Raw genomic sequence first — 11770 nt, 5'->3', positions numbered from 1 at the left:
GGAGGCGGGGCCGTCGACGGTCGCGTCGCCGGCGTCCGCGGACCCGCTCGCCGGACGCCCGTCGTCGTCGGCGTCCACCGACAGCACCGCGAACGCGTCGTCGAGGCGCACGTCGTACTCGAGTCCGTCCTCGCCGCGCAGCTCCAGCTCGTAGCCGGGGGCCCCGTCGTCCTCGCGCTCGGCCGAGGTGACGGTGCCGCCGCCGATCTCCTCGAGGGCGGCGTCGCTCGCACGGTCGAGGTCCGCCCCGGTCAGCCGGTCGGATCCCTCGAAGCCGTCGGTCGCGGCGTACGCGATCCCGGTGCCCGCTCCGAGGAGCACGACGACTCCGGCGACGGCGGTGATGATCGTGGTCTTCTTCTGCATGATCCGCTCCTTCTCCGGCGCCGGTCCTCGACGCCGCGACCACTCTCACGCGCGGTCGCTGAAGCCACCCTGAAGCGCCCAGGCCGCCGGTTGAGCGCTAGAGCGGGATTCGCAGCACCACGCGTGCGCCGCCCAGGGGCGCGTCCTCGATCGACACTCCGCCGTGGTGCGCCGCCGCGATCTCGGCCACGATCGCGAGGCCCAGGCCCGATCCTCCGGCGTCGCGGGCGCGGCCCTCGTCGAGCCGCACGAACCGCCCGAGCACGCGCGAGCGATCGGCCGGTGCGATGCCCGGCCCGTCGTCGTCGACGACGATCACGGCCCCGACGCCGTCGGCCCGGGTGGTCAGCGCCAGGCGCGACGAGCGGTGCCGCACCGCGTTGTCGACCAGGTTCCGCACGGCCCGCGCGAGCAGCGCCTCGTCGGCGACGACCTGCACGGGCGAGACCCCGCTCGCGTCCACCTCGATCCCGGAGTCGCGCAGCCGCCGGACCTCGCGCAGGGCCAGGTCGTCGAGGTCGACAGGAGCCGCGGCGATCGCCAGTCGCGCCTCGTCGGCGCGCGCGAGCAGCAGCAGCCCCTCGATCAGCCCGCCCATCCGCACCGACTCCTCGGCCACCGTCCTCGCGAGGCGGGCGGAGTCGAGGCGGTCCGGGTGGGCGAGGGCCACCTCCGCCGTCTGCCGCAGAGCCGCGACGGGGGAGCGCAGCTCGTGCGACGCGTCCGAGACGAAGCGGCGCTGCCGCTCCTGCGCGTCCTGCAGCCGGTCGAGCATGCGGTTCAGCGTGCGCGCGAGGCGGTCGATCTCGTCGCCCGAGCCGGGCTCCGCGACCCGGCGGTCCAGGGCGGCCGCGGTGACGGAGTCGGCCTCGGCGCGCATCCGGTCGACGGGGCGCAGCGCCCGGCCGACGACCACCCAGCAGACCACCGCCACGAAGGCCACCAGCAGCGGCACCGCGACGGCGAGGAGCGCCGTGGTCGTCGCCACCGCCTCCGCCCGCCCCTCGTCCGGCACTCCGGCGATCACGAGCGAGCCGTCGTCCCGCTCCTGCGCCGCGACGACCACCGGTCCCTCGTCCTCGACGTCCACGGTGACGGGATCCTCGCCCTCCTCCCGCACGAGGGCCGGCAGGTCCTCCGCGTCCTCGCCCGCCGCCACCACGCGGCCGTCGACGACGAGCTGCACGACCCCCTCGGAGGCCCTGACCACCTCGCGCCACCGCTCTCGACCAGGGCGCCGAGGCGCTCGGCCTCGGCCTCGGCGGCGCTCGAGGCGCTCGCCGCGAGCACGGAGGAGAGCACCAGAACGAACCCGACTCCGCCGAGCACCGCGGCGAGGGCGACCACGGCGGCGGCCGCGAGTGTGATCCGCGTGCGCAGGCGGCTCATCCGGCCACCAGCGAGTAGCCCGCCCCGCGCTGCGTCCGGATCGTGTCGACGCCGAACGGCCGGTCGATCTTGTTGCGGAGGGTGCGGATGTAGACCTCGACGATATTGGGGTCGCCGTCGAAGTCGAAGTCCCAGACCGCGCCGAGCACGTCCCGCTTCGAGACGACGTCGCCGGCCCGCGAGACGAGGTACTCGAGCACGCTGAACTCCCGCGCCGTCAGCGGGATCGGCACGCCGCCCCGCTCCACCCGGCGCGACGCGGGGTCCAGGACCAGGTCGCCGACCACCTGCACGACCGGGCGCTCGGCCGCCCCGCGGCGGATCAGTGCGCGCAGCCGGGCGACCAGCACGGGGAACGAGAACGGCTTGGTGAGGTAGTCGTCGGCACCGGTGTCCAGCGCCTCCACCTGATCGAGGTCGCCGTCCTTGGCGGTCAGCATCAGGATCGGCGTCCAGTCCTCCGCCGCGCGCAGGCGCTCGCAGACGCGGAAGCCGCTGAGGTCCGGGAGCATCAGGTCGAGCACGATCGCCGCGTACTCCGCCTCCCTTGCGAGCCACAGCGCGTCCGTGCCCGTGGCGGCCGTGTCGACGGCGAAGCCCTCGGCCTCGAGGCCCGTCTCGAGCGCGCGCAGCAGGTTGATCTCGTCGTCGACGACCAGGATGCGGATGGCGTCCTCCCAGGCTCCTCCCGCGGCGAGCGCGGCTCGCCCCAGGCTAGGACGATCCTGCTGAAGCCGCCCTGAAGCCCTGCAGCACCGCCCGTTCCCCTCGATGCGGTAGAAGGGTCGGGTGACTCCGCCCGCCTCCCTCGCCCGCCGCCTCGGGACCGGCGACGCCGTCGCCATCGGCCTCGGCTCGATGATCGGCGCCGGCGTCTTCGCGGCCTTCGCGCCCGCGGCCGCCGCGGCCGGCCCCTGGCTGCTCGCCGGGCTCGCACTCGCCGCCCTCGTCGCGTGGGCCAACGCCTCCTCCTCGGCGCAGCTCGCCGCGCAGTACCCGCGCTCGGGCGGCACCTACGTCTACGGTCGCGAGCGCCTGGGCGAGTGGCCCGGGTTCCTCGCGGGCTGGGGCTTCGTCGTCGGCAAGACCGCGAGCTGCGCGGCGATGGCGCTGACCTTCGCGGCCTACGCGGCTCCCTCCGGGTGGGAGCGCCCGGTCGCCGTGCTCGCCGTCGCGGTGCTCGTCGGGGTCAACGCGCTCGGCGTCACCCGGACCGCGCTCGCCACCCGCGTCATCGTCGCGATCGTCCTGGCGGTGCTCGCGCTGGTCGTCGCCGCCGCGGTCTCCTCCGGGCCCGCCGCCGCCTCCTCGGCGGGCGGCGTCGGCACCATCGGCCCGCTCGGCGTGCTTCAGTCGGCCGGGCTTCTCTTCTTCGCCTTCGCCGGCTACGCCCGCCTCGCCACGATGGGGGAGGAGGTGCGTGACCCGTCCCGGACGATCCCGCGCGCGATCCTCGGCGCCCTCGCGCTCGCGGTCGTCGTCTACGCCGTGGTCGGGACGGCGCTCCTCGTCGCGCTCGGTCCGGAGCGGCTCGCGGCGTCGACCGAGCCCCTCGCGGAGGCGGCCGCGGTGTGGCCGTGGACCGGACCGGTCGTCCGGATCGGAGCGGCCGCCGCCTCGCTGGGCGCCCTCCTCGCGCTCATCGCGGGCATCGGGCGGACGAGCCTGGCCATGGCCCGCGAGGGCGACCTGCCCCGCGTGCTGGCGCACGTGGATCCGGTGCGGCAGGTGCCCCGCCGCGCCGAGATCGCCCTCGGCGCCGTCGTGATCGTGCTGGTGCTCGTCGCCGACCTGCGCTCGGCGATCGGGTTCTCGTCGTTCGGGGTGCTGCTCTACTACCTGGTCGCCAACGTGTCGGCGCTCACGCAGGAGCGGCGCTTCCGCCTGTACCCGCGGTTCGTCGCGGTGGGCGGGGTGATCGGCTGCGTGCTGCTCGTGCTCACCCTGCCGCTGCCGTCGATCCTCACCGGCGTCGCGGTCTTCGCGGTCGGAGCCGTGTACCGGCTCGTCCGGCTGGCCCGCGAGCGGGGCCGCGCGGCCGGGGCGTAGCTCCCGGCCGCACCCGGCTCACTCGTCGCGGTCGGTGTACTCGCCCTCGACGTCCGAGTCGGGTCCTGCGGAGTCGGAGTCGACGTAGCTGCCCTTCTCGGTCGAGGTCTCCTCGTGCACCGAGGTGTCGACGTAGCTGCCCTGGTCGTCGGAGGCGGTGTGCGAGACGCCGTCGGTCGAGGTGTACTCGCCGTCCGGTGTCTCGGTCGTGGTCGTCTCGGCGGCGTGGCGGCCGCGGCGCGGCGCCTCGCTCGCGCCGCCGGAGGTCGTTCCGGGGGAAGTCTCGTCGTCGTGTGCCATGGCGGGTTCCTCGCTTCATCGCGTCGGGTCCGGGGCGCGCCGAGCGGCGGCCCCCACTCGAGAGAACTGCATCCCGCCCTGCGGTGCAAGGCGTTGCGGCTGCACATCCGTGCCGGTCGGCCCGGTCCCGCCGCTCCCCGCACCTCCTCCGGCCCGGCGCAACTCCTACCCGCTCCGCGCGCTCCCGCCTAGCGTGACGGGCATGAGCATCCCCACCCGCACCCGCTGGAGCGTCATCGGCCAGCTCGGCCCGCTGTTCGACGACGGCGGCCCGATGCTGCTCGTCGAGGCGCGCTCGGCCTTCGGGCGGCGGCCGATGCACCGCGCGAAGGCGCAGCTGTGGCTCTCGGCCCTGCGCCACCGCGCCCGCGAGCTGGGCGACCGCGTCGAGTACGTCCGCGCCGAGACCTTCGCCGAGGCCCTCGAGGGCCGCGACGACCTCGAGGTGATCGATCCGCCCACCCGCGGCGGCCGCCGCCTCGCCCGCCGCCTGGGCATGAGCGTGCTGCCCAGCCGCGGGTTCGTGACCGAGGAGGAGGACTTCCGCGAGTGGGCGCTCGCGCGGGCCGGCTCCCGGCTCCTCCTCGAGGACTTCTACCGCTGGAGCCGCGAGCGCACCGGCGTGCTGATGCGCGGCGACCAGCCGGAGGGCGGCAAGTGGAACTACGACCACGACAACCGCCAGCCGCCGCCCAAGGGCGCGGCCCGGCTGGGGCTGCCGGATCCGTGGTGGCCGGTGGAGGACGACATCGACGAGGAGGTCCGCGCGGATCTCGCCCGATGGGAGCGCGAGGGAGCCGTGCACCTCGTCGGCGAGGACGGCCCGCGGCGCTTCGCCGCGACTCCGGCCGAGGCGCAGGAGGCGCTCGCCGACTTCGCGTCCTCGCGACTGCAGGACTTCGGCCCCTACGAGGACGCCATGCTCTCGGGCGACTGGACCATGGCGCACTCGCTCCTGAGCGCTCCGATGAACCTCGGCCTGCTCGACCCGCGCGAGGTGATCGACACCGTCGTGGCCGAGCACGCCTCCGGAGGCGCACCGCTCGCGGGCGTCGAGGGCTTCGTCCGGCAGATCATGGGCTGGCGCGACTACGTGTGGCACCTCTACTGGCACCTGGGGCCGGAGTACCGCACGCGCAGCCGCGCGCTCGGCGCCTCCGCCCCGCTGCCCGCGGCGCTGCTCGAGCTCGACCCCGCGGGCATCGAGGCGAACTGCCTGCACGAGACCCTCGACGACGTCCGGCGCCACGGCTGGGCGCACCACATCCAGCGCCTGATGGTGCTCGGCAACTGGGGCCTCCAGCGCGGCTGGGATCCGGCCGAGCTCAACGACTGGTTCGTGGACGTCTTCGTCGACGGCACCGAGTGGGTGATGCCGGCGAACGTGATCGGCATGTCCCAGCACGCCGACGGCGGTGTCGTGGCGACCAAGCCGTACGCGTCCGGCGGGGCCTACATCAACCGGATGTCGGACTACTGCGGTGGCTGCCGCTTCGATCCGAAGGTGCGCCTGGGCGAGAACGCCTGCCCCGTGACGGCCGGCTACTGGGCGTTCCTGGACCGCGTGGAGCCGGTGCTGCGGACGAACCACCGCATGGCGCAGCCGCTCGCCGGACTGCGGCGCCTCTCGGACCGCGCCGCCGTGGTCGACCAGGAGCGGAACCGGGAGTCGTACTGACCGCCGCGCGTCAGGCGCGGGTGAACACCGAGACCGTCACGGCGACGGTCACGTCGGTCGTCCGCTCGCGCTCCGCCAGCACCGCGTCCAGCGCCCCGGCGTCGACGTGGTGCGCGCTGGGGCCCATCAGGACCTCCGCGCGCAGCTCCGCGGGCGTCATGTCGACCGCGTAGTCGAGCTCCCGCCGCTCGGTCAGCGCGAGGCCGGCGAGCTGCTCGTCGAGGCGCTCCGCCTTGCCCGCGTCGATCCCGAGCATGCCGAAGACCGGGCGGATCTCGTGCAGGTGCCGCTCGCGCGGCGTCACGACGACGGCGGTCCCGCCGGGCCGCAGCACGCGCAGCATCTCGGGGGCGTTCCGCGGGGCGAACACGGTGAGCAGAGCGTCGGCGCAGCCGTCGGCCAGCGGCAGCGGCTGCCAGAGGTCGGCCGTCGCGATCGCCGCCCGGGGGTGCGCGCGGGCGGCACGTCGAGCGGCCGGTGCCGAGAGGTCGAGTCCGAGCCCGGCGGCCCCCGGATGCGCGTCGAGCACCGCCGCGAGGTAGGCGCCGGTGCCGCAGCCCAGGTCGACGACGAGCCGGGCGTCCGCGGGCACCGCCGCGGCGACCGCCTCCTGGATCGGGCGGTAGTGCCCCGAGCCGAGCAGCTCCGCGCGCGCCTGCACCATCGCCGCGGTGTCGCCGGAGGTGGCGTGCCGCCCGCGCAGCAGCGACACGTAGCCCTGCCGCGCGACATCGGCGCTGTGCCCGTTCGGGCAGCGCAGGAGCGAGGGCCGCGGCAGCGCGTCCGGGGCCAGGGCGGAGCCGCACACGGGGCAGGCGAGAGCCGGCAGCACCCTCGATCCGGGCAGGTCCGACGGGTCGAGGGGGTGCGCGCTCACGCGTCGGTCCGGTCGTGCAGGGCGGCCGAGCGATCCCGCATCGCCGTGACCCCGGAGTTGACCGTGGCGATCACCGGCACCGCGAAGAGCGCTCCGGCGAGGCCCGCGACCTCGAGGCCGATCGCCACACCCAGCACGACGGCGAGCGGATGCACCTTCACCGCCGAGCCGAGGATCAGCGGCTGCAGCACGTGCCCCTCGAGTAGGTGCACGACGATCACGACGCCCACCATGATCAGCGCGGCCACCGGCCCGATGAACAGCAGGGCGACCAGTGCTGCGAGCGCCCCGGTCACGATCGCGCCGAGGAACGGCACGAAGGAGCCCAGGAACACCGTGACCATGATCGGCACGACGAGCGGGAGCTGCAGGGCGAGCGCCCCGATGCCGATGCCCGTGGCGTTGATCGCCGCCACTCCGAGCTGCGCCCGCACGAACTGGGTGAGCGCCTCGAAGCCCGCGGCCGCTCCCGTCAGCAGGGGCGCCCGGGCCGGCAGCGGCAGCAGGCGGAGGAACCACGACCAGATCCGCCGCCCGTCCAGCAGCAGGAAGATCAGCGAGAAGAGGGTGAGCAGCGTGCCGGCGAAGACCTCGGCGACCTGCGAGCCCACCGCGAGCGCTCCGGAGGCGATCGTCGCGGCCTGCGCGTCCGCCCACGTGACCGCGCTCTGCGCCCAGTCGGAGAGCTGCACCTGCGTGAAGCCGAGGCCCTGGATCCACTCCTCGACGTCGTCGACGGCCTCGAGCGTGCGCTGCCCGATCCCGCCGAAGCCGGCCCGGGTCTGCACGACGACGAGAGCGACGAGCCCGCTGATCGCGAGCAGCAGGGTGAGGATCGAGACGAGCACCGCGAGTCCGCGCGGCAGGCGCCAGGCCTCGAGCCGGTCGCGCAGCGGGGTCAGCAGAGCGGTCAGCAGCAGCGCGACGAGCACCGGCACGACCACCACCGGCACCATCGAGACCAGCTGCACGACCAGCCAGAGGACCGCGGCGACCGTGAGCACCCGCCACGACCACGCGGCCGCGATGCGCATCCCGGGCGAGACGTCGTCGGCCTCGGGCTCCTCGAGCACGACGGCCGGAGCGGTCGCCGCGAATCCGCGCAAGCGCTCCCGCGTCCGACGTCCTCGCATGGCCCCTCCCCGTTCCCTCGCAGTGTACGGCGGGGCGCTGGGCCCGGTCGTCGCGGTCCGTCGACGCTGCTCACACCGCACTGCCGGCGGGAGCGATCAGGCGCGCTCGACAGGCAGCCACAGCTCGCAGGTGGCGGTGCTGAAGTCGTCCGCACGGTCGAGCACCGCGACGAGCGACGGCCCGGGGCGGAGCCGCCACGGGTTCGACGGGAACCACTCGGTCGCGGTCGCGGCCCACGCCTCCTGCAGCGCCGCCGGATGCGCGCCCTCGGTGCGGAAGACCGCCCAGGTGCCGGCCGGAACCTCGATCGTGTCGAGATCCGCGGGGGCCGGGGCTGTGCCGGTGACGGCCACTCCGTGCAGGTAGGTCAGCTCGCTCCCCTCCGTGTAGTCGGGGTCGACCTCGGCGCTGACCTGGAGCAGCCCGGCCGGCTCGGTGTCGCTCAGGGACTTCAGGCGGCCGTGCTCGGACGCGGGCAGGGAGGCGATGTGGGCGGCGATGTGCGGATTGACGCCCTCGTGCAGGAGCGGCACGCGGGCGGCGTGGCCGAGGAGGAGGAACGCCGGTCGATCGACGATGCGAGTGGTCATGGGGGTGGTCCCTTCGACGGTCAGGCGGAACCTGAGCTGCGGTTGCGAGCGAAGGGGACCGCCGTGCCGCCTGGCCTCGCCGACGGCGACGCCGTGCACGGATCGGAACGCCCGGCCGAACGCCTCGGTCGACCCGTATCCGAACCGCACCGCGACGCCCAGCAGGTCCTCGCCTCCGAGGACGTGCGCTGCCGCGACCGTCATCCGGCGACGCCGGACGTACTCCGACAGCGGCATGCCGGCGAGCGACGAGAACATCCGCCGGAGGTGGTGCTCCGTCGTGCCGAGCGCCCTCGCCAGCGCCGCCACGTCGAGGTCGTCGTCGAGACGATCCTCGACCAGCTCGACCAGTCGGTTCAGCTCCGCGATCATGGCGCCTCCTTCGACCTCCACCCTGCCGGGTCGTCCCGCTCGGCACGCGATGATCGCGGTCCGATCCGATCGTCCTGACGATTCCGGAGGTGCCGGTCACACGGGCACTGATCGAGCGATGGGTCGAAGGCTGGTGTGATTCCCGCCGGATGCTCGGGCGCCGCGAGGGCGAGGGATGGTCGATCGAGGTCGCGGCGGAGACCCGTTCGCTCGAGTACATCGGCGCGGCGCCGTCGCTCCTCGAGCTGCATCGGCTGGTGACCGCCACGTCCGCCCCGGACGTGTGGCTGACGCTTCGTCCCGATCGTCACCTACCGAGGCCGGAGGGCGTCAGCGCGATCGCGGTTCCGTCGCGCGTAGCGAGGCGCAGTGCGAGCGTGCTGCCACCGTCGCACCTCTGCGCGACGGATCCGGTTGCCGAATTCACCGATCACTGGCGTAATGGAGACATCATGCCGACAAATGCCACTGTTTTCGAGCGTCTCGCCCCGTCCTCCGCGGCCGTCGACGCCTCCCTCGCCGACTCCCGGCGCGGCGTCTTCTGGCTCGAGGACGCTCCGGCCCCGCGGCCGCCGCTCGTCGGCTCCGTCCGCGCCGACCTCGTGATCGTGGGCGGCGGCTACACCGGCCTGTGGAGCGCCCTGCGCGCCAAGGAGCGCGACCCCGGCCGCCGCGTGGTCCTCCTCGAGGCCCGCTCGATCGGCTGGGCGGCCTCCGGACGCAACGGCGGCTTCGTCGAGTCGAGCCTCACGCACGGCCGCGAGAACGGCCTCGCCCGCTGGCCGGAGGAGAGCGACCGGCTCGAGCGCCTGGGAGTCGAGAACCTCGACGGCATCCAGGAGACGATCGCCCGCTACGGCATGGACTGCGGCTTCGAGCGCACCGGCTCGCTCGCGGTGGCGGTCGAGGAGCACCAGATCGCGCCGCTCGCCGAGGGCGACGGAGTCGCGGGCGCGCGGTTCCTCGACGCCGACGGCATCCGCGCCCTCGTCGACTCGCCCACCTATCTCGCCGGTCTCGTCGTGCCCGCCGAGCAGTGCGCGCTCGTGCATCCCGGGCAGCTGGTGCGCGAGCTCGCCCGCGTCGCCGAGGAGCTCGGCGTCGAGATCCACGAGGACAGCCGGGTGCTCGGCCTCGAGGCGACGGCCTCCGGAGTGCTCGTGCGGACGGCCGGGGGAGCGGTGGAGGCGTCGCACGCGGTCCTCGGCACGAGCGCCTTCCCCTCCCTCCTCGCCCGCACCCGGCTGATGACCGTGCCCGTCTACGACTACGTCCTGATGACCGAGCCGCTCGACGCCGGGCAGCTCGACTCGATCGGCTGGCGGGGGAGGGAGGGCGTCAACGACACGGCGAACCAGTTCCACTACTACCGCCGCACCGCCGACGACCGGATCCTCTGGGGCGGCTACGACGCGGTCTACCACCCGGGGGGCCGCATCCGCTCGCGCTACGAGGAGCGGCCCGAGACCTACAGTGCGCTGGCCTCGCACTTCCTCACGACGTTCCCGCAGCTCGAGGGCGTGCGCTTCAGCCACCGCTGGGCCGGAGTGATCGACACCAGCACGCGCTTCGCCGCGTTCTACGGCACGGCGCTCTCGGGCCGCGTCGCCTACGCCGCGGGCTACACCGGGCTCGGAGTCGGCACGACGGCCTTCGCGGCGGACGTCGTCCTCGACCTGCTGTCGGGCGAGCGGACCGAGCGCACCGAGCTCGAGATGGTGCGCTCGCGCCCGCTGCCGTTCCCGCCCGAGCCCTTCGCCACCGCGGGGATCCAGGCCACCCGCTGGTCGCTCGACCGCGCCGACCACGACGGCGGACGGCGCAACCTGCTCCTGCGCACCCTCGACGCGCTGGGCCTCGGCTTCGACTCCTGAGGGCCCGTCGTTCCGCGCCAGCGACCCCTCGTGGCGCGGCGCCTCGGGTAGCGTCCGGTGCGGAGCACCCGCCGTCGGTGCACGAGAGGGACGGATGCTCGAGGTTCTGCTCGCGATCGCAGGCTGGGCCACCGGCGCCGTCCTCGTGGTGAGCGGGGCGCTGAAGCTCGGCCGGACGGAGCGGTTCCGCGAGTCCCTCGGTGCTCTCGGCCTCCCCGCCGCGCTGGGCCGCAGTGCGCTCTTCGCCCGCTCGTTCCCCGTCGTCGAGATCGTGCTCGGCCTCGCCGTCGTCCTCGCTCCGGCGCCGCTGCACCGGCTCGCCCTGCTGGCGGCGCTCGCCGTGCTCGCAGTGTTCCTGGTGGTCGCGGTCCGCGCCGCCCGCGCGCCGGAGCCCGTCGACTGCGAGTGCTTCGGAGGGCTCGGCGAGGCGCGGATGAGCGGCCGCACGGTCGTGCGCAACAGCGTCCTCGTCGCCCTCGCGGTCGCCGGTCTGGCGGGGCCCGTGCCGCCCGCCGCGCTCACCACACCGGGGCTCCCGGCGCTCGCCGCGGTGCTGCTCGCGGTCGTCCTGGTGCTCGTGCGCGACCGTGTGCAGGGCCGCGCCGCAGCCGCGATCCCCTCCGCCGCCCCCTCCTCCGGGCCCGTGCTCCTCACCGCCGCGGGCGCGCGGATCGCGCTCGCCGAGTTCGCCGAGCCGCCGACCCACCTCGTCTTCTTCTCGCCCTCGTGCATCTCGTGCCACGAGCTCGTCGACCGCTTCCGCTGGTGGCCCAACGGCCTGCGCGCGGGCGAGGACCTCGTCCCGGTCCTCCTCGGTCGGCCAGAGGACTTCGCCGTGCACGAGGTGTTCGCCCCGCTCGTCGAGCACGCGCTCTACGATCCCGACCGCGCCGTCGCGGCGCTGCTCGGGCGGGGCGCGACCCCCGGTCACGTCCTCCTCGACGCCGAGCACCCGCTCGGCTCGGCCTGGAGCACCGGCTGGTACGAGATCGAGCAGCGCGTGCTGAGCGAGGAGTTCTTCACCGACGTGCACCGCGGTCGCGTCGTTCCCGACCCCGAGGTCCTGGCGCGCGAGGAGTCCGACCGCGCCGCCGCCCGCGAGGGATCCGCCTCGCACTGACCGGCCCCGGACGGCGCCGAG

11 protein-coding genes are annotated in these 11770 nt (G+C 74.7%); 4 read left to right on the top strand and 7 right to left on the bottom strand.

The window, feature by feature from the left end; all coding sequences use genetic code 11:
• From B0T42_RS17805 to B0T42_RS17795, 3 genes are all read right to left on the bottom strand, one after another.
• A partial coding sequence (locus B0T42_RS17805) for a PepSY domain-containing protein (RefSeq protein WP_077224336.1) occupies nucleotides 1-366 on the bottom strand: 366 nt, incomplete at its 3' end.
• 97 nt (nucleotides 367-463) lie between these two features.
• A complete protein-coding gene (locus tag B0T42_RS17800) occupies nucleotides 464-1576 on the bottom strand; it encodes a sensor histidine kinase (RefSeq protein WP_236720391.1) in 1113 nt (370 codons plus the stop codon).
• A gap of 175 nt (nucleotides 1577-1751) precedes the next feature.
• Nucleotides 1752-2423, bottom strand: coding sequence for a response regulator transcription factor (locus B0T42_RS17795; RefSeq protein ID WP_077224339.1), 672 nt, complete (start codon nucleotides 2421-2423; stop codon nucleotides 1752-1754).
• A 121-nt stretch (nucleotides 2424-2544) separates the two neighbouring features.
• Between B0T42_RS17795 and B0T42_RS17790 the strand changes: the two genes are divergently transcribed.
• The gene (locus B0T42_RS17790; RefSeq protein WP_077224335.1) at nucleotides 2545-3804 is read left to right on the top strand and encodes an APC family permease; all 1260 of its coding nucleotides are present in this window, start codon (nucleotides 2545-2547) and stop codon (nucleotides 3802-3804) included.
• Nucleotides 3805-3822: 18 nt separating this feature from the next.
• On the opposite strand, the gene B0T42_RS17785 is transcribed toward B0T42_RS17790, so the two are convergent.
• Nucleotides 3823-4104, bottom strand: a complete 282-nt coding sequence (locus B0T42_RS17785; protein ID WP_077224334.1) for a hypothetical protein — start codon at nucleotides 4102-4104, stop codon at nucleotides 3823-3825.
• 202 nt (nucleotides 4105-4306) lie between these two features.
• Between B0T42_RS17785 and B0T42_RS17780 the strand changes: the two genes are divergently transcribed.
• Entirely contained in the window at nucleotides 4307-5782 is a 1476-nt protein-coding gene (locus B0T42_RS17780; protein WP_077224333.1) for a cryptochrome/photolyase family protein, read from the top strand.
• A 10-nt stretch (nucleotides 5783-5792) separates the two neighbouring features.
• Here the strand turns inward: B0T42_RS17780 and B0T42_RS17775 are convergent, their stop codons facing one another.
• From B0T42_RS17775 to B0T42_RS17765, 3 genes are all read right to left on the bottom strand, one after another.
• Entirely contained in the window at nucleotides 5793-6659 is an 867-nt protein-coding gene (locus B0T42_RS17775; protein WP_094742803.1) for a methyltransferase domain-containing protein, read from the bottom strand.
• Nucleotides 6656-7765, bottom strand: coding sequence for an AI-2E family transporter (locus tag B0T42_RS17770; RefSeq protein WP_158078174.1), 1110 nt, complete (start codon nucleotides 7763-7765; stop codon nucleotides 6656-6658). The genes B0T42_RS17775 and B0T42_RS17770 overlap by 4 nt, the downstream gene beginning before the upstream one ends.
• A 123-nt stretch (nucleotides 7766-7888) precedes the next feature.
• A complete protein-coding gene (locus B0T42_RS17765) occupies nucleotides 7889-8755 on the bottom strand; it encodes an AraC family transcriptional regulator (protein WP_077224331.1) in 867 nt (288 codons plus the stop codon).
• A gap of 452 nt (nucleotides 8756-9207) precedes the next feature.
• On the opposite strand from B0T42_RS17765, the gene B0T42_RS17760 reads away from it, so the two are divergent.
• Both B0T42_RS17760 and B0T42_RS17755 read left to right on the top strand, forming a co-directional pair.
• The gene (locus B0T42_RS17760) at nucleotides 9208-10629 is read left to right on the top strand and encodes an NAD(P)/FAD-dependent oxidoreductase (protein WP_077224337.1); all 1422 of its coding nucleotides are present in this window, start codon (nucleotides 9208-9210) and stop codon (nucleotides 10627-10629) included.
• 94 nt (nucleotides 10630-10723) lie between these two features.
• Nucleotides 10724-11749, top strand: coding sequence for a MauE/DoxX family redox-associated membrane protein (locus B0T42_RS17755; protein ID WP_077224330.1), 1026 nt, complete (start codon nucleotides 10724-10726; stop codon nucleotides 11747-11749).
• The last annotated feature ends 21 nt before the right edge of the window (nucleotides 11750-11770 follow it).

The organism is Rathayibacter rhapontici, assembly GCF_001995175.1.
Taxonomy (GTDB): Bacteria; Actinomycetota; Actinomycetes; order Actinomycetales; family Microbacteriaceae; genus Rathayibacter.
The sequence above is the reverse complement of the archived record's forward strand: the minus strand, read 5'-3'. Positions and strand labels throughout refer to the sequence as shown.